Genomic DNA, 16,975 nt, shown 5'->3' on the forward strand with positions numbered 1-16,975 from the left:
ACCCACCCCATGGCTCCCCAACTCACCCTCCAGGCCCCGCTTGAACTTCCACCGCAGGAGGTTTCGGCCTACCTGGACAGCCTCTGGAGCAAGGAGTTGGCCGAGGCCGGTGGTGGGGCTGTCACCTTCACCCTGGTGGTCTGGGAACCCTCCTGGCTGCAGCAGCAGCTGATCCGCACCGGCCGCCTGGATGGCCCGATCAGCGGCCTGCTCGATGATGAACTGCTGGAGGCGGCCCGCGCCGCCGTGCCGGATTGTGGCCTGCCCCCGTTCACGGCCCCCTCGGCCCCGGAACTCACCTGGGCGCTGGGTTCCTTGCCCGGCCACCACAGCGCCGAGGATCTGCGCGGGCAGTTCGTCGACCGGGCGATCAGCGTCCACCAGCCCCGGCGCCTGATCACCCTGGCCCCCACCCTGGCCTCCGATGCGCCCCTGGAAACACTGGTGGCGGCCTATTGCCCCCTGCCGGAAGAACAACACGGCAGCCGTGGGGAAGCCTGCGGCGACGGTGTTGGTGCTGCGGGGCGGCATGGGGGCCGTGGGCAAGGGCCTGGCCATGCTCCAGCCCCTGATCCCCAACGATCTGCCCTGCTGGGTCTGGTGGAACGGCTCCCTGGATGAGTCGCCGGAGCTGCTGGAGGGGCTGGCCATTCCCCCCGGCGCCTGGTGGTGGACAGCTCGATCGGCACCCCCGCCGCTGCCTGGATGTGCTGGCGGAGCGGATCGAAACCGGCCAGTCGGTCAACGATCTGAACTGGCTGCGGCTGCGCAGCTGGCGCGAATCCCTGGCCATGGTGTTCGATCCCCCGAGCCGCCAGGGGGCGCTCAGCCGCGTGGTCCAACTGGACATCGATGTGGAGGGCAACCACCCGGTCAAGGGGCTGCTGCTGGCGGCCTGGATCGCCGACCGGCTGGGCTGGCATTTTCAAAGCAGCTATCTGATTTCCACGGGCAACCCCGAGGGCGACGGCATCGGCGCCGAGTTCCAGCGCACGGACGGCGACAGCGTGCAGCTGCGGCTGATGCCGGTGCCGGTGGGGGTGCCCAAGACCCACCCGGGTGCCCTGGTGGGCCTGCGCCTGATCTGTGCCCCCGAGAGTCAGCCGCCGTTGTGCGTGATTCTCTGCTCGGAGTCGGGGGCTGCATGCGTCTGGAGTCCGGCGGGGTGGCCACGATGCAGCTGGTGGAGGAGGTGGTGCCCCTGCCCAACGAGAGTGAGGAGATGGAGATGGCGCGGCTGCTGGCTGGGGGCCACGACACCACCAACCCGTTGCTGGCGTCGGCGGCGCCCCTGGCTGCCAGGCTGCTGCCGCAGTGAAGGCTCCCTGAGCCGCGGCCATGGCCTGTCTGATCGCCGCTCCCACCAGTGGCAGCGGCAAGACCCTGTTGAGCCTCGCCCTGGCCGCCCTGGCCCGCCGCCGCGGCCAGTCGATCCAGACCTTCAAGGTGGGGCCCGATTACCTGGACCCCCAGCTGCTGAGCCGGGTGAGCGGCCGCAGTTGCCGCAACCTCGACCCCCTGCTTTGCGGCGAGGAGTGGGTGCGCCGCAGCTTCGAGGGCTACGGCAGCCGGGCCCAGCTGGCGCTGGTGGAGGGGGTGATGGGGCTGTTCGATGGCCGTGGCCCCAGCAGCGCGGGCAGCTCCGCCGCCGTGGCCGTGCAACTGGGGCTGCCGGTGGTGTTGGTGGTGGAGGCCAGCCGGCAGGCGGGCTCGTTGGCGGCCCTGGTGCGGGGCTTCCGCGACCACGACCGCGCCGTGCAGCTGGCGGGGGTGGTGCTCAACGGCGTCAGCACCCCCGGCACCAGGCGTTGCTGGCAGAGGCGCTGGCCGCCATCGAGGTGCCCCTGCTCGGGGTGCTGCCCCGCCACGAGAGTCTCAGCCTGCCGTCGCGCCATCTGGGGCTGTTGCCCGCCCACGAGTTGCTGGATCTGGACCAGCGCCTGGAGGGCTGGGCCGCCCTGGCGGAGGCGCACTTAAATCTGGAGCGGCTCTGGCCCCTGCTGGCGGCGCCGCCCCCGGTCGCGGGCACGGACGATCCGATCCGCTGGTGTCTGGCCCAGGCCAACCCAGGGGGGATCTTGAGAGCCGCGGGGCGGAGTCAGCCGCCCAGGGAGCGCCCGATGGCCGCGCGCCCGTGCCGGTGGCGATCGCCAGCGACGCCGCCTTCCATTTCCGCTACCCGGAAGCGGTGGATTTGCTGGAGGCCCTGGGGCTCGAGGTGCACCCTTGGCAGCCCCTGGCTGATGAGCCGCTGCCCAGGGGCACCCGGACGCTGATCCTGCCGGGGGCTACCCGGAGCTGCACGCCGCCGAGCTCTCCGCCTGCCGCCGCAGCCTCGGGGCCCTCGCGGACGCCGCCGCCGCGGGCCTGCCGATCTACGCCGAATGCGGCGGGCTGCTGCTGCTGGGATCGCAGCTGGAGGATCCGGCCGGGGTGGGTCATGCCATGGCCGGCGTGTTGCCGTTCAGCGCCCGCCGGGGTGCCCTCGATCTGGGCTATCGCCAGGCCACCCCTTGCGCGATGGGCTGGTGGTGCGCCGGGGCGAGAGCCTCAGCGGCCATGAGTTCCACCGCTGGGAGCTGCGGGACGCCGGTGCTGGTGCCCGTGCGCTCTGGGAGCTGGAGGGTTGGGGTTCCCCCGCTGCGCCGAGGGCTGGAGCACGCCCCGGCTGCATGCCAGTTGGCTGCACCTGCACTGGGCGGGCTGCCCGGCGATTCCCGCCCGCTTGGCCGCCGCCGCCCTGGGCGCTTCTGTGAGCCGGCCCATGGGTGGGGCCGTTGCGTTGGAATGACGGCACTGAAGCAGCCCCCATGATTGATCCGAAGCTCTGGGGCGAACTGTTCGCCTATGGCGCCGGCATCAGCTTCAGTCCGATCCACATCGGCCTGCTGCTGCTGTTGCTGCTGGGCCCCCGGCCGCTGCTGCGGGGGGCTGTTCGTGCTGGGCTGGGTCACCACCATCGCCCTGCTCACCACCTTGATGCTCACCGTCGGCCATGGGTTGCTGTTGAGCATGGACAAGGGAACCGACCACCGCACTGGCCTCGACCTGCTGGCCGCCGGTGCCCTGCTGGCCCTGGGGCTCAACGAGCTGCGCCGCCGCCGCGAGGAGGGCGATGGCCCCCCAGGCTGGACGCGCACCCTCGATCGGCTGGTGAACCAGCCCCTGCCGCTGCTGATCGGGGCGGCGGCCGCCATCGAGCTGGTCAGCCCCGATGATCTGTTTTTGGCGGCCAAGGCGGCCGGAAGTGAGCTGGCGGCAGGCCTGAGCCGGGGCCAGGAGTGGCTGGCGACCGGCTTCTTCACCCTGGCGGCGAGCCTGCTGCTGCTGCTGCCCCTGGCCCTGGTGGTGGTGAGGCGCGAGGGCGTGCTGCCCCAGCTGCAGCGGGCCAAGGACACCCTCTATGCCCGCGGTGATCTGGTGGTCGGGGGCCTGAGCCTGGCTCTGGCGGGCTACCTCGGCTGGCAGGGGATCGAGGGGTTGCGGCTCAGTTAGTCCGAAAGCCAGCGCCGCCAGTGCTCAAGATCGGCCGCCGAGCCGCTGGCCCCCATCAGGCTCACCCTCCTGCGGGCGCGGCTGACGGCCACATACACCAGCTGGCGGCGCAGCACCGGATCGGCGGGCCAGAACACATCGCGTTCCACGAACACCTCGTCGAAACTGCTGCCCTGGCTGCGGTGCACCGTGAGCACGGCCGCTGGTCCCAGGGACGCGAAGGCATCGCGCACCAGGAAAAAACGCCGCCACAGGGAGCGCCCCTCCTGTTTGCCCGCCTCGCGGGCCTGCTGGCGCAGGCGGGAGAGCACCGCCTCCAGCTGGGCGCGGGCCACGCTGCCCAGGGGCGGCAACAACCGCAGGCCCAGGCTGCTCTCGCCCGCCTCCACCGAGGCCGTGAGCGTGTCGATCACAGCCACTCCGAATTCAGGCCCCACGCCGAAATCGGCCAGATTGCAGAGTTCCGGGGTGACATCGCGCACCACCAGCTCCCGGTTCGATCCCAGCACCATGTCCGGTTCCTCGCCTCCCTCCTCCCCGTCGCGGCAGGCGGGGGCCATCACCGCCGACCGGGTGATCAGCACTTCCCCGGGCAGCACCGGCAACTGATCGGCCATCGCCCCGTGGAGGGCCCGCCGCGCCAGGGGCACCAGCGCCTCCAACGAGCGGTTGGTGTAACAGAGCAGGCGGGCATGGTCGGGGTCATCGCGTTCGGCGCCGACCCGCAGGGCCGCCACGGCCGCCTCCAGCCAATCACCCTTGGAGAGCACGGCCACCTGACCTTCCGGCCGCACGAGCGCCGGCCCCAGGGGCGGCAACTGGCAGGGCAGCTCGCCCCGGCGGAGGCCATCGGCCAGGCGCAGCACCGGGCCCTGGTGGCGCACCACCTCCTCCAGCTCATGGCCGGCCCGGCGGCTGAGGGCAAACACCGGGCTGCTGGCCTCTCCCACCGGGGGCAGCTGGGCCGGATCACCCACGAACACCAGCCGGGTGCGGAAGGGGTGGGCGCAGCGCAGGGCGATCTCGAGCAGGCTGCTGTCGACCATCGAGGCCTCGTCGATCAGCACTAGGCCCAGGTGCTCGAGGGCCCCGGCGGTCTGCTCGGTTTCCTCGCAGCGCTCCCGGTCACGTTCGCGCTTGAGCTTCAGCCGCAGCAGCCGGTGGATCGTCGACGGGTACCAGGTGGGCTGCAGGCCGGCCCGATGCAGCTGCTCCTTCACCACCCCGACGGCCTTGTGGGTGGGAGCGACCACGGTCCAGCAGAGGCCGGCGGCCTCGGCCTGGGCCAGGAAGGCGATCGAGAGGAAGGTTTTGCCGGTGCCGGCGGCGCCACTGAGCACGAAGGGCGTGCCATCGGCCGGGGCCTTGAGCCAGGCGGCAAACGCCTCCGCCGCCAGCTGTTGACCTGTGGTGAGGGGGCTCAAGCCAGGGGCAGCCAACCCAACCCCTGGGCGATCTGCAGCGGTGAGCCGGCCAGGGCCAGGCCGGTGAGGGCGATCGCCGGCCCCAGCAGGCTGCCGGCCAGCACCTCCAGCCGCGTGTGGCCCAGGTTTTCCTTGAGGGGCTTGAAGAGTGGCAGGGAAGGCTCGGCGGCCTCCAGGGGCTGCAGGCCACCCACCGGCCGCACCTCCCAGAGCCCATCGGGCAATCCGTTCACCCGTGCCGAGATCTGGCCGGCGGCCCGGCGCACGCCGCTGGCGTCGTAGAGCACGATGAAGGCCAGCGTGGCCGCCAGGGCAAACAGGGGATCCCCCAACCCAGCTCCCAGCCGATGCCGGCGGTGGCGCCGGTGATCAGGGCGGCGTGGCTCGAAGGCATGCCGCCCGTTTCGATCAGCACCGCTGGCCGCCAGCGCCGGTGCACCACCAGCTCGATCAGGAGCTTCGAGAGCTGGGCCAGGCCACAGGCCGCCAGGGCCCAGGCCAGCACTCCGTTATCGAGCAACTCGATCATCGATCGCGGCTCGTGATGTAGCCCGCCAGGGCGAGCAGGGGCTGGGCCTGGTCCCGCCAGGGCTCCAGGGCTTCGTTGGCCTCGCGCACCAGCGCCTCGGCCCGCAGACGCGATTCCTCCAGCCCCAGCAGCTTCGGGTAGGTGGTCTTGTCGGCGGTGAGATCCTTGCCGGCGGTCTTGCCCAGCACGTCGCTGCTGGCGGTCACATCGAGGATGTCGTCGATGATCTGGAAGGCCAGGCCGATGCCGCGAGCGTAGCGGCGCAGGGCGGTGAGCAGCTCCTCGGAGGCGCCGGCGATCAGGGCACCGGTCAGCACGCAGGCCTGCAGCAGGGCGCCGGTCTTGTGCAGGTGGATGTACTCGAGGGTGTCGAGGTCCACCTGCTTGCCCTCGCACTCCAGGTCCACCACCTGGCCGCCCACCAGCCCCGGGGCGCCTGAGGCCAGCGAGAGTTCGCCCACCACCGCCAGCAGCCGCTCGGCGCCCACGCCAGGGCTGCGCAGGGCCACCATCTCGAAGGCGCGGGTGAGCAGGGCATCGCCGGCCAGGATCGCGTTGGCCTCGCCGTACACCTTGTGGTTGGTGGGCCGGCCCCGGCGCAGGTCGTCGTTGTCCATGGCGGGCAGGTCGTCATGGATGAGCGACATGGTGTGGATCATCTCCAGGGCCACCGCCGTGGGCAGGGCCAGATCGCTGTCGCCACCGGCCAGCTCGCAGGCCGCCAGGCAGAGGATCGGGCGCAGGCGCTTGCCGCCCGCCAGCAGCGAATAGCGCATCGCCTCCCGCAGGGATTCGGGCCGCTCCGGGCCCAGGGAGCCGTCAAGGGCCGCTTCCACCCGCAGGCGGGCGGCCTCCAGGTAGGCGGCGAAATCGAAGCTCGTGCTCACCGCCACGGTCATGGGTACCAGCGCGCTGGGGCGGATTCTCTCAGGCGGGCGGCCGATCGGGCCTCAAGGCACCAGATCCGCCAACGGATTGTCAAGTCCGTGGCGGCGGCCCCAGGCCACCACCGTGTTCACCAGCAGCATCGTCACGGTCATCGGGCCGACGCCGCCGGGCACCGGGGTGATCGCCGCAGCGATCGGCTCCACCTCCTCGAAACGCACATCGCCGCAGAGCTTGCCCTTGGCGCCAGGCCCCGCCGCCGGATCAGGGGGCAGCCGGTGGATGCCCACGTCCACCACCACCGCGCCGGGCCTCACATGCTCAGCGCCGATCAGCAGCGGCTGTCCCGCCGCCACCACCAGCACATCGGCCTGGCGGGTGAGGGCCGCCAGATCCCGGGTGCGCGAGTGGGCCACCGTGACGGTGGCATCGGCGGCCTGAAGCATGAGGGCCATGGGCTGGCCCACCAGGAGGCTGCGGCCCACCACCACCGCCCGAGCACCGCTCAGGGAAACCTGGGCCTGGCGCAACAGCGCCATCACCCCGGCCGGAGTGCAGCTGCGGGGCCCGCTCTCCCCTTGGCCAGGCGCCCCAGGTTGAGGGTATGCAGGCCGTCGGCGTCTTTTTCAGGATCGATCAGGGCCAGCAGCGGGCTTTCCTCCAGGCCCTTCGGCAGGGGCAGCTGCAGCAGGATGCCGTCCACGCTTGGATCGGCGTTCAGCCGCTCAATCACCGCCGCCACCGCGTCCGCCGGGTTGTCGGCGGCCAGGTGGGCGCCGTGGCTGGTGATCCCCACCCGCTCGCAGGCCTTTTCCTTGTTGGCGACGTAGACACCGCTGGCGGGGTCGTCCCCCACCCGCAGCACCGCCAGACCCGGAGGCCGGCCCGCCTGCTCGAGCCCGGCGGCGATCGCTGAGCGCAGGCGAAGTTCCAGCGCCGCCGCCAACTGGCGACCATCGAGACGCAGGGCCATGGGGATGGGATTGCGCGACGACCCCCAGCATGCAACCCGATGCTCGGTGCCACCGCTAGTTTTGAGCTTCTTCTGTCCATGACGGTGTTCCGCCTGGGTCGCGCGAACAAGCTCTGGTGGCAGCTGCTGCGGCAGGAAATGCCGCGTCAGGCCCTGGCGATCTGGCGGACCAGGGATCTGGTGGCCATTGCGATGGTCTGCGTGCTGGTGGCGTTCCTCTCCAGCTGGCCCTGGCTGGTGGAGCCCAACCTGCGCCCCGGCGTGGCCGCCCCTGCCGACACCTGGGCGCCGAAGGCTGCCACGGTGGTGGACAACGACGCCCTTGAGCAGCGGCGGACCCAGCTGGGCAACCGCAGCCATGTCCAGGTGGTCGACCAAGGGCTCTCGCTGGAGCTGCAGCAGCGGCTGGACCGCCAGCTCAGGCAGCTGGAACGCCTGGCCCCCGCCGCCCAGGGCAGGGTGGCTCCTTTCGATCTCACCCCCCAGGAGGAGGTCTGGCTCAACGACCTCTCGCCCGGCCCGCGCCGGCAGTGGCAACGGGCCCTCCATGGCGCCGCCGAACGGATGCTCAGCCAGGGTCTGGTGGCCAGCCTGGCCAGCAGCCAGCTGGAGCAGGCCGCCCGCCTGCAGCTCGCCTCCCTCGGGGAACCGGCCCGCAGCCTCGGGGCCAAGCTCCTGGCCAACAGCTTCCAGGGGCGCTCCAACCTGCGCATTGACGCGGCCCTGAGCCAGCAGTTGATCGAGGAGGCCCTCACCCAGCAGGGGCTGCCCCTGATTCATGTCAAGAAGGGTGATCTGATCACCCGCCGCGGCGAGCCGATCAGCCCCCAATCCTTCGATGTGCTCGATTACTTCGGCCTGGTGAACCGTCGCCCGCTGGTGCGGGCCTGGCTGTTCCACTTCAGCGAGGCCCTGGCGGTCAGCGGCGTGATGGTGCTGCTGATCCGGCGCTGGCGGGCGAGCCTGGAGCCGCGCCAGGCCCTGCTGGCCCTGGCGATGTTGCTGGTGGTCCAGGGCCTCAAGCTCGCTCTTGGGGCCGCCGTCAATCCCCTGGCCGTACTGGTGGCCCCCACCCTGCTGGTGGCCCAGGGACTGGGCACTGCCTCGGGACTGGCCTGGCTGGCGGCCGCCAGCCTGCTCTGGCCCGTGCCCTACGAGGCGATGAGCGAGTCCAGGTTGCTGATCGCCTCGGCCGTGGCGGCCGTGGCGGCGATCCTGGCGGGGCGCCAGCGCAGCCGGGCCCAGCTGTTGCAGCTCGCGGTGCTGCTGCCGGCCGGAGCCCTTGTGGTGCAATGGCTACTGCTGCAGAGCACGGTGCTCACCGGCCGCAGCCTCGGGGTGCCGAACAGTGTTGCTGAGCTGCTGGGGGAGGCGGTGCTGGTGGGCGGACTGCTGATGGCCGGTCTGCTGCTGGCGCCCCTGGTGGAGAGTTCCTTCGGGCTGCTGACCCGGGCGCGGCTCCTGGAGCTGGCGGACCACGAACGCCCTTTGCTGCGCAGGCTCTCCTGCGAGGCCGCCGGCACCTTCGAGCACACCTTGATGATCTGCGGCCTGGCGGAGGAGGGGGCCCGGGCGATCCACGCCGACGTGGATCTGATCCGCACCGGCGCCCTCTATCACGACGTGGGCAAGATGCATGCCCCCCAGTGGTTCATCGAGAACCAGGCCGATGGGGTCAACCCCCACGAGGCCCTCGACGATCCCTACGCCAGTGCCGCCATCCTCCAGGCCCATGTCGATGAGGGGCTGAAACTGGCCAAGCGCTACCACCTGCCCCGCCCCCTGGCGGATTTCATCCCCGAGCACCAGGGCACCTTGAAGATGGGCTACTTCCTGCACCAGGCCCGGGAGCGGGACCCCGACTTCGATGAGAGCCGTTTCCGTTACCGCGGGCCCACCCCCGCAGCCGTGAGACGGGAATCCTGATGCTGGCTGATGGCTGTGAGGCGGCCTTGCGCTCCCTGCCCCCCGACACCTCCAAGGCCCAGGCCAGTGAGATGGTGCGGCGCATCGTCGACGCCCGCCAGCGCGATGGCCAGCTGGCGGCCAGCGGTCTCAGCCGCGGTGAGCTGGAGCTTCTGATCCAGGCTTTTGTGGCGGTGTGGAAGCGCATGCGCCACCGGCGCATCCCCTACCCGATCCCCGCCAAGAAGGGCTACAGCGCCTGATCCCGTAGGCTCCTCAGAACGGCTCTGAGATGCGCTGGGGGAGCTGAGCGGTTCGATGTAATCGCCCGGTTTCTGGCGTTTCGGCAGCGTGATCGACGGGGCCTTGATGGGCTGGTAGGGGATCTGATCGAGCAGGTGGCGGATGATGTTCAGCCGGGCGCGCTTCTTGTCGTTGGAATCAACCACGAACCAGGGGGCATGGGCGCTGTCGGTGGCGGTGAACATGGCATCGCGGGCGCGGGAGTAGTCGTACCAGCGGCTATACGACTCCAGATCCATCGGCGTGAGCTTCCAGGTCTTGCGGCCGTCGTGGATGCGCCCCTCCAGCCGCCGGGTCTGCTCCTGCTGATCCACCTCCAGCCAGTACTTGAGCAACGTCACGCCTGAATCCACGATCGCCTTTTCCACGCTGGGTGCCATACGCAGGAACCGCTCCACGGCTTCTTGTGAACAGAAGCCCATCACCCGTTCCACGCCGGCGCGGTTGTACCAACTGCGATCGAAGATCACCACTTCGCCGCCGGCGGGCAGATGGGGCATGTAGCGCTGCACGAACATCTGGGTCTTCTCCCGGTCGCTGGGGGCCGGCAGGGCCACCACCCGGAAGACGCGGGGGCTGACCCGCTCGGTGATCCGCCGGATCGCACCTCCTTTGCCGGCGCCGTCCCGCCCCTCGAACAGGATGCAGACCTTGGCGCCGGTCTTCACCACCCACTGCTGGAGCTGCACCAGTTCGACCTGGAGGAGCCCCAGCTCCCGTTCGTAGTCCTTGCGGGAGAGCTTCTGCTTGCTGTCTTGATGGCCCATGGGTGCACGCTGGCTGAACGGTGGGTGTGGATCGAGGTTGGGTCTTCTCGTTCAGTCAGCGGGGCGGCGCTTGAAGATCAGCGAATAGGAGCGACCGAAGCCCTGGTCATCGAGGTTGCGCAAGGCACTGGTCGCCAGCTCCCAGCCCCGGTCCCCCATCAGGTTCAGCAGCTCGTGGAACTGCGCCGTGGCTAACAGACCGTCGCAGGAACTGGTGGAGATCGGCTGGCCGTTGATCAGCACGCGTTCCAGCACGGAACCGCCCTCCTGCGGGGCGAATTCGACCAGCAAAAAGCAATACTCCCAGCGCTCACCGGTGGGGGCGCCGATGATGGCCTCGATGCTGAGGGGGTGGTCGATCCCATCCGATGGCAGCCAGGAGCGCAGCGCCTCCAGGGGCACCTGGCAGAGCAGCGCCCCATGGCTATCGCGGAGCACGTAGCCATCGGCGGTGTGTCCGCTGTGGCTCTCGTCCGGTTGCCCGTCCCGGGGCAGCAGACCCGTGCCCTTGGCGACGGCCAGGGCGGTGTGGAAATCGGACAGCATGGCCCTCGGTGGATCCCTGGGCCCAGCGTAGGGACGGCACCTGGCAGCAGAGTTGCTGAGAACCTGCGCCGTCTTGGCGCTGCCGACCCATCGCATCGTTGGCTACCGCCCATGACCGCCCAGCTTGAGGGGCCCTTCCAGCCCTGCTTCGAAGCCATTCCAGCGATCAGCCTCGATCGCTGGGGGGTGCCGCTGGTCTTTCTCCGTCATCGCGCGCAGTGGGAGGGCACCGCCCGCGGCATCGACACGGCGGGCCACTGCATCGACACGCGACTGGTGTTTCCGCTCACCGATGAGGGGATCACCCTGGTGTCGGATGACCACCGGGTGCGTACCACCCAGCTCTACGAAGACGGCGTCTACCGGCACGTGACGATGATCGAGGAATGGCGACAACCGCGCCCCTGAGAGGCGATCGGTCTGCTCAACCCCCGCTCAGCTGGGGGTTGAGCGAGGGGCGGAGCGCTTCCGGGTGACTGCTTGAGATAGGACTGAACGGGCAGGCGCTGGCGCTGCACGTAGCCCACCGGCAGCCAGAGGTCGCCGGCGTTGGAGATGATGTGGATCTCCCAGTTGTAGAGGCCGTTGAAGGCGGCTGGATCTTGCTTGAGCAGGGCGGCGTAGGCGAGCACGCCGCGCACGTAGTGGTCGCTGTTGTTGTAACCCCACAGCCCCTTGCGGATGTCCTTGAGGCCGCCGCGGCGCACCAGATAACGGGCGGCGGCCTGGATGGCGTCGTGGGGGTCGCGGATGTCGCCGCGTCCGATGCCGCGCTCCGCCCAGGTGGTGGGCAGGAACTGCATCGGGCCATGGGCATCGGCCACCGACACCCCATCGATGCGGCCCATGCCGGTTTCCACCAGGTTGATCGCCGCCAGCACCTCCCAGGGGATGCCCGTGGCCGCCTGGGCCTTGCGGTAGTACCCCAGCAGGGACCTAGCGGGCTCGGGCGGGATGATTCGCCAGGCCGGCACGGTGGCCGAACCGGGCCGGCCCCGCTGCATCGCCAGGAATTCCCGCCGGGCCGCCAGATGCAGGTCGAGCACGGTCCACCAGCGCTGGGGCAGTTCCCGTCGCACGGCTTCCGCCAGCTCCGGCCTGCGGGCCAGTAGCCGGATGATCACCTGTTCCTGGTGGCCCAGGGCCGGCAGCTCGGCCGGGGGGTGTCGGGGGAGCGCAGCCCCTCCTCCACCTGGCTGAACAGGGCAGCCAGGGCGACGGGCTCGGCGGGAAGCTGGGGGTAGGCGCGGCTGACGAGGTTGGTGCTCGCCGCGGGGGCCGCTGCCTGGACTGGCTCGGCCTGGGCCGGCTCAGCCTGGGCCTTAGCGGTTGGGCCGGCGGCTTGTTCTGCCGCCACGGCCCGGTCGCTGGCACTCTGCGGGCTGCGCGGCAGGAGCGCCAGGGCCATCAGGAGGGCCCCGCCGCCGACGGTGAGCAGCCAGGGGAAGGGGAAGAGCGACGCACTGGAATCCTGGAACCGCTGCTGGATCGAACCTATCTGCGCCCAGCGCTTCTGGGGGCCCGCGGCGCTGCGGCCAGGCCTTGGGCAATCGCTGACAACGGGGATATTCGGTAGCAAGCAAGCCGTCAATCCGTGATTTTTGTCGCGACTCTTCAAACATCTTGAGGACACCCCATGGCCCCGGCCCGTCGCGTCGAGGTGCTGCCCCTGGAGGGAAGCACCGCCGGCCGCACCTTCTTCTGCCATCCCCAGCCCAGTGATGCGACCCAGATCGCCGAGCTGGCCCCCGACCAGCCCTGTGAATTGTTCTGTCACCGGCTCCAGACCGATCAGATCATCCTGATGCGCGGCTCCCTCGACCTGGTGGTGCTCCAGGGCCGCCGCCTGCAGCGCATCACCCTGAGGGAGGACGAGCCCAAGCTGGTGCGCATCCCCCGGGCGTTCCCCACGGCGCCATCACCGTTGGCCGCCGCTCGGCCACGGTGGTCAACGCCGTGCTGCGCCATGGCCCATCCGACCCGCGGGATGTCCTTCCCCGGAGGGTGCCGGCGTCGTTGATGGACCAATGGCGACAACTCATGCGCGAGTGCGGCGCCCCTGAGGAATGATGGAACCACGGGCCCTTCGCAGGCGTTCGGATGGCCCTCAGTTTCCAGGAACTTCAGCAGCAGCTGCGTCAGCGCTCGCCCCAGCGGCGGGGTGAGGACGACACCAGCGATCTGCTGGTGGTGCCGTCGCTGTCTTTTGAGCCCCGGGAGCTGGCCCTGGTGAGCGGCGTCCATCATTACGAGGAGCGAGCGCTGTTCGAGTTGATGCGCCTGCGCAATCCGCACACGCGCCTCACCTACCTGAGCAGCACCCTGCTCAGCGAGCTGGTGGTGGAGGCGGTGCTGGAGCTGATGCCCGGCATGCCCGCGGCCCATGCCCGCCGGCGCCTGGCGCTCTTCGACACGGGCGATGCCTCCAGCCGGCCCCTCACCGCCAAGCTGCTGGAGCGACCGGTGTTGCTGCGGCGGATCCGTGAGCAGCTGCGGCCCGAGCGCTGCGTGATCAGTTGCTTCATGGTCACGGCGCTGGAAAAGGAGCTTTCCGAACGGCTGCAGATTCCCCTGCTGGGCACCGATCCGGCCCTGGCCCCCTGGGGCAGCAAACGGGGCAGCCGGCGGCTGTTCGCCCGCTGCGCTGTGCCCCATCCCCCCGGCAGCGAGCTGGTGCACGACCTGGACGCCCTGGCGGAGGCCACCGCGGAACTTTGGGAGGCCCATCCGGAGCTGGAGCGGGTGGTGGTGAAGCTGAACGAGGGTTTCAGCGGCGAGGGCAATGCCTGCCTGGATCTGGCACCCCTGGCCCTCGCTCAGCATTCAGCCGAGGCCCGGCGGCGCCGGCTGCGACTGGCCCTGGAGGTTCTGCCGATGCCCCCGCCGGAGTGGCGCGACTTGCTGGTGGAGCAAGGGGCGCTGGTGGAGGCCTGGCTGCAGGGGGCGAGGCGATCAGCTCGCCGAGCGTGCAGGGAATGGTCCATCCCGACGGCACGGTGGAGGTGCTCTCCACCCATGAGCAGGTGCTGGGGGGGCCAGCGGCCAGACCTACCTCGGCTGCCGATTCCCCGCCGCTGACGCCTACCGCAGCGCGCTCCATCGCCATGGCCGGGTGGTGGGGGAGGCCCTGGCCGCCGAGGGTGCCCTTGGGCGCTATGCCGTTGATTTCATCGCCCGCCGCCAGGACGGCGTGTGGGACCTGCAGGCGATCGAGGTGAACCTGCGCCAGGGGGCACCACCCACCCCTTCCTGGCCCTGCGTTCCTCCACCAACGGCTGGCTCGACCCAGCCAGCGGGCTGTTCCACGCGCCCACGGGCCTGCCCCTGTTCTATGAGGCCACCGACAACTTCTGCGATCCGCGTCTGAAGGGTCTGCTGCCGATCGACCTGATCGACATCGCCTGCGAGGCGGGCCTGCACTACGACCCAGCCGAGCTGCGGGGAAGTGTGTTCCATCTGCTGGGGTGCCTGTCGGAATTCGGCAAGCTGGGGCTCACGAGCATCGGCCGCAGCCCCGAGGAGGCGGCCCAGCTCCATGCCGCCACCACCGAGCGCTTGGCACGGGCCGCCCAGGAGCTTCAGGCTGGGGCGCTGACCTCCTGAGAACACACCCCCAGAAACAACCATGGCCGTTCGCACGATCCTGCTGGAGGGGGACCCGCGCCTGCGGCGGGTCGCCGAACCTGTGAACCCGGAGTCGATGTCAGATCCCGCCCTCCAGGCGCTGATCGACGACCTGCGCGACACCATGGCGGCCGCCGAGGGTGCCGGCCTGGCGGCCCCCCAGATCGATGTGAATCTGAGGGTGGTGATCTTCGGAATCACCGTTAACCGCCGCTACCCCGAGGCGCCGCCGATCCCGGAGACGGTGTTGATCAATCCGCTGATCACACCCCTGGGTGAGGAGCTCGAGCGCCGCGAGGAGGGTTGCCTGAGCGTGCCGGACCGGCGGGCGCCTGTGAGCCGTTGGGCGCGCATTCGCTACCGCGGCTTCGATGGCCTGGGGCGCCTGATCGAGCGGGAGGTGGAGGGCTTCCATGCCCGGGTGGTCCAGCACGAGGTCGACCACCTCGATGGGGTTTTGTTTCCTGATCGCCTTGAGGCCTCGGCCTAGGCCCTCAGGGGGCCAGCAGCGCCTCCTCGTCGACGGCATCGATCTGCTCGGGCCGCAGGTACTGCTCGGCGTAGCGCTTGTAGACCCCGGAGCGGATGAACAGGGCGAACAGATCGGGGTCGATGTGCTGGTCCTTTTTCATGAAGCCCATGATCTTCAGGGCCTGGGAGAGGGTCTTGCCCTTCTTGTAGGGGCGATCGACGGCGGTGAGCGCCTCGAAGATGTCGGCGATCGCCATCATCCGCGCCACCTCGCTCATCTCCTCGCGCTTGAGGCGCTTGGGGTAGCCGGTGCCGATCATCGTTTCGTGGTGGCCGCCGGCGATCTCCGCCACCTGGCTCATGTGCCGCGGGAAGGGCAGGACCGAGAGCATGCGGATCGTCTGGATGATGTGCTCGTTGATCTTGAAGCGCTCCTCAGCCGAGAGCGTGCCCCGGGCGACGGAGAGGTTGTAGACCTCGCCGCGGTTGTAGAGCAGTTCGGGGGCGTCCACCTTGAAGCCGTAGGGGTTGTCCGCCTCGATGGCCGTGCTGCCTGCGGGGCGCTCGATGCGGTGTTCGGGTTTGTCCGCCAGCAGGGGCTCGATGGCGGGCACGGGCACCGCCGGCTGCAGTTGCTTGCGCAGCAGTTCCTCGGTGGAGACACCGAGGCGGTCGTCGAGGGTGCGCCGCCAGGTGCGGGCGGCGATGGCGTTGAGCCGCTCGATCCGATCGGGGGCCATGAACTCGCCTCCCTGGTTGCATTCGGCCACGAAGGCGAAGTCGTCGTCGAGCTGGGCGAGTTCGGAGTCGCGCTCGGCGGCCAGGGCGGTGGCGTCACCGCCGGCGGCCAGCTGCTCCCAGTAGCGGAGTTCCGCATCGCGCTTGAGCACCTCGAAGCGCATGCGCACCTCGTGGATGCGGTCGTAGATGGTTTCGAGCTTGGTGGCCTTGTCGACCACGAATTCCGGCGTGGTGACCTTGCCGCAATCGTGCAGCCAGGCGGCCACATGCACGGTCTCCCATTGCCCTTCATCGAGCTGGAAGTCTTTGAAGGGGCCGTCGCTGCTCTCGCAGGCGGCGGAAGCGAGCATCTTGGTGATCTCCGGCACCCGGAAGCAATGGCCGCCGGTGTAGGGGCTCTTGGCGTCAATCGCGTTGGCGATCAGCTCGATGAAGGACTCGAACAGGGCCTTCTGGGCGCGGATCAGTTCCCGGGTCTCGAGGGTGACCTCGGCCGTGCTTGAGAACGCCTCGGTGAAGGCCACCAGTGAGGTTTCCGGTGCTTCGTCGAACCAGAGCAGCAGTAGACCCAGAAGCTGCTTTTCCCTGTTCTGCAGGGGAACGGCCAGGTAGGGGGCGTTCTGCAGTGTGAGGGCCTCGGCCAGCTGTTTCTCCACGGCTGAGCCCTGGTCGCTGATCGTGCCCTGGAGCACCTTGCGGGCATCCTCCAGGCCAAATTTGCGCTCAATGGCCTCCGACGCCAGTTGTGTGGGAGGGAGGTTCAAGGGCTGTTGGTCGGCCCCCATGGCCTGCACGGAATCAAGGCTGTCGCCCCCTTCATTGAGCAGGAACAGGGCCCCACCCTTGGCCTTGGTGTTGAGAATCGATTCCCCCAGAATCCGCTCCAGCAGACGCTCGAAATTGGGCTCCGAGGCGATCGCGGCGCTCACCGAAAGGAAGCGACGGATCGTTGATTTCATGCCGTCGATGGTGAGCGACAGGTCGTCCACCTCTTTGACGATCGAGCGGGAGGCCGGGCGATCGGAGAAATCGAAGTTGCGCACGGCCTCCGCCTCCTCCGAGAGGCGCCGCAGGCTGGCGGTGACACGGCGGGAGATCAGGATCACCAGCGGCAGGGCGATGGCGATCGCCAGCAGGGTGGAGAGGATCGAATCACGGCGCAGGGTTTTGGCTCCCTCCAACAATTCCTCGTCGGGGACGGCCACCACCAGATAGAAACTCCTGCCGGAGACCAACGGGATTTTCGCGACGGCCAGTTGCCAGTTGGCGCCACCCAGGCGTAACTGGCGCTCCACCAGCTTGGTTCCGCCAT

General features: G+C 69.6%; 12 protein-coding genes and 7 pseudogenes. 11 read left to right on the forward strand and 8 right to left on the reverse strand.

Features of this window, described 5'->3' with window-relative positions:
• Positions 1–9 precede the first annotated feature (9 nt).
• From AAF143_RS18175 to AAF143_RS18195, 5 genes and pseudogenes are all read left to right on the forward strand, one after another.
• Positions 10–1,318 (forward strand): annotated as a pseudogene (locus AAF143_RS18175) (glucose-6-phosphate dehydrogenase assembly protein OpcA).
• Positions 1,319–1,338: 20 nt separating this feature from the next.
• Positions 1,339–1,977: a hypothetical protein gene (locus tag AAF143_RS18180; protein WP_414027549.1), complete on the forward strand. Its 639-nt coding sequence runs from the start codon at positions 1,339–1,341 to the stop codon at positions 1,975–1,977.
• A gap of 321 nt (positions 1,978–2,298) precedes the next feature.
• Positions 2,299–2,412 (forward strand): annotated as a pseudogene (locus tag AAF143_RS18185) (hypothetical protein); the annotation flags it as partial.
• Between the two features lie 214 nt (positions 2,413–2,626).
• Positions 2,627–2,791 carry a hypothetical protein gene (locus AAF143_RS18190; RefSeq protein ID WP_414027550.1) on the forward strand — a complete coding sequence of 55 codons (165 nt, stop codon included), beginning with the start codon at positions 2,627–2,629 and terminating at the stop codon, positions 2,789–2,791.
• Positions 2,792–2,847: 56 nt separating this feature from the next.
• A complete protein-coding gene (locus AAF143_RS18195; RefSeq protein ID WP_414027551.1) occupies positions 2,848–3,495 on the forward strand; it encodes a GAP family protein in 648 nt (215 codons plus the stop codon).
• On the opposite strand, the gene AAF143_RS18200 is transcribed toward AAF143_RS18195, so the two are convergent.
• From AAF143_RS18200 to folD, 4 genes and pseudogenes are all read right to left on the reverse strand, one after another.
• The gene (locus AAF143_RS18200; RefSeq protein ID WP_414027552.1) at positions 3,492–4,934 is read right to left on the reverse strand and encodes an ATP-dependent DNA helicase; all 1,443 of its coding nucleotides are present in this window, start codon (positions 4,932–4,934) and stop codon (positions 3,492–3,494) included. The two genes, AAF143_RS18195 and AAF143_RS18200, sit on opposite strands and share 4 nt — an antisense overlap.
• A pseudogene (locus AAF143_RS18205) lies at positions 4,916–5,448 on the reverse strand (divergent PAP2 family protein). Before AAF143_RS18205 ends, AAF143_RS18200 begins: the two are co-directional and overlap by 19 nt.
• Positions 5,445–6,347, reverse strand: a complete 903-nt coding sequence (crtE, locus tag AAF143_RS18210) for a geranylgeranyl diphosphate synthase CrtE (protein ID WP_255007223.1) — start codon at positions 6,345–6,347, stop codon at positions 5,445–5,447. Before crtE ends, AAF143_RS18205 begins: the two are co-directional and overlap by 4 nt.
• A gap of 51 nt (positions 6,348–6,398) precedes the next feature.
• A pseudogene (gene folD / locus AAF143_RS18215) lies at positions 6,399–7,306 on the reverse strand (bifunctional methylenetetrahydrofolate dehydrogenase/methenyltetrahydrofolate cyclohydrolase FolD).
• 78 nt (positions 7,307–7,384) lie between these two features.
• Between folD and AAF143_RS18220 the strand changes: the two are divergent.
• Positions 7,385–9,474 (forward strand): annotated as a pseudogene (locus AAF143_RS18220) (HDIG domain-containing metalloprotein).
• A 114-nt stretch (positions 9,475–9,588) separates the two neighbouring features.
• Here AAF143_RS18220 and ppk2 read toward each other — a convergent pair.
• Positions 9,589–10,281 (reverse strand): annotated as a pseudogene (ppk2, locus tag AAF143_RS18225) (polyphosphate kinase 2); the annotation flags it as partial.
• Between the two features lie 51 nt (positions 10,282–10,332).
• Complete coding sequence (locus AAF143_RS18230) at positions 10,333–10,827, reverse strand: hypothetical protein (RefSeq protein ID WP_255007230.1); 495 nt, start codon at positions 10,825–10,827, stop codon at positions 10,333–10,335.
• Positions 10,828–10,938: 111 nt separating this feature from the next.
• On the opposite strand from AAF143_RS18230, the gene AAF143_RS18235 reads away from it, so the two are divergent.
• On the forward strand, positions 10,939–11,235 hold the full coding sequence (locus AAF143_RS18235) for a hypothetical protein (protein ID WP_255007231.1): 297 nt from the start codon (positions 10,939–10,941) through the stop codon (positions 11,233–11,235).
• 47 nt (positions 11,236–11,282) lie between these two features.
• Here the strand turns inward: AAF143_RS18235 and AAF143_RS18240 are convergent.
• Positions 11,283–12,235 (reverse strand): annotated as a pseudogene (locus tag AAF143_RS18240) (transglycosylase SLT domain-containing protein); the annotation flags it as partial.
• 228 nt (positions 12,236–12,463) lie between these two features.
• On the opposite strand from AAF143_RS18240, the gene AAF143_RS18245 reads away from it, so the two are divergent.
• From AAF143_RS18245 to def, 4 genes are all read left to right on the forward strand, one after another.
• The gene (locus AAF143_RS18245) at positions 12,464–12,847 is read left to right on the forward strand and encodes a hypothetical protein (protein WP_414027553.1); all 384 of its coding nucleotides are present in this window, start codon (positions 12,464–12,466) and stop codon (positions 12,845–12,847) included.
• An 80-nt stretch (positions 12,848–12,927) separates the two neighbouring features.
• Positions 12,928–13,905 (forward strand): hypothetical protein, encoded by a 978-nt coding sequence (locus AAF143_RS18250; protein ID WP_414027554.1) that lies wholly within the window; start codon positions 12,928–12,930, stop codon positions 13,903–13,905.
• 114 nt (positions 13,906–14,019) lie between these two features.
• Positions 14,020–14,430 carry a peptide ligase PGM1-related protein gene (locus AAF143_RS18255; RefSeq protein WP_414027555.1) on the forward strand — a complete coding sequence of 137 codons (411 nt, stop codon included), beginning with the start codon at positions 14,020–14,022 and terminating at the stop codon, positions 14,428–14,430.
• Positions 14,431–14,452: 22 nt separating this feature from the next.
• On the forward strand, positions 14,453–14,941 hold the full coding sequence (gene def / locus AAF143_RS18260) for a peptide deformylase (protein ID WP_255007235.1): 489 nt from the start codon (positions 14,453–14,455) through the stop codon (positions 14,939–14,941).
• Positions 14,942–14,945: 4 nt separating this feature from the next.
• Here def and AAF143_RS18265 read toward each other — a convergent pair whose 3' ends face one another.
• Positions 14,946–16,958, reverse strand: coding sequence for an HD domain-containing phosphohydrolase (locus tag AAF143_RS18265; RefSeq protein ID WP_414027556.1), 2,013 nt, complete (start codon positions 16,956–16,958; stop codon positions 14,946–14,948).
• Positions 16,959–16,975 lie beyond the last annotated feature (17 nt).

Source organism: Cyanobium sp. ATX-6F1 (assembly GCF_047395825.1).
In the GTDB taxonomy this organism is placed as follows: domain Bacteria; phylum Cyanobacteriota; class Cyanobacteriia; order PCC-6307; family Cyanobiaceae; genus ATX-6F1.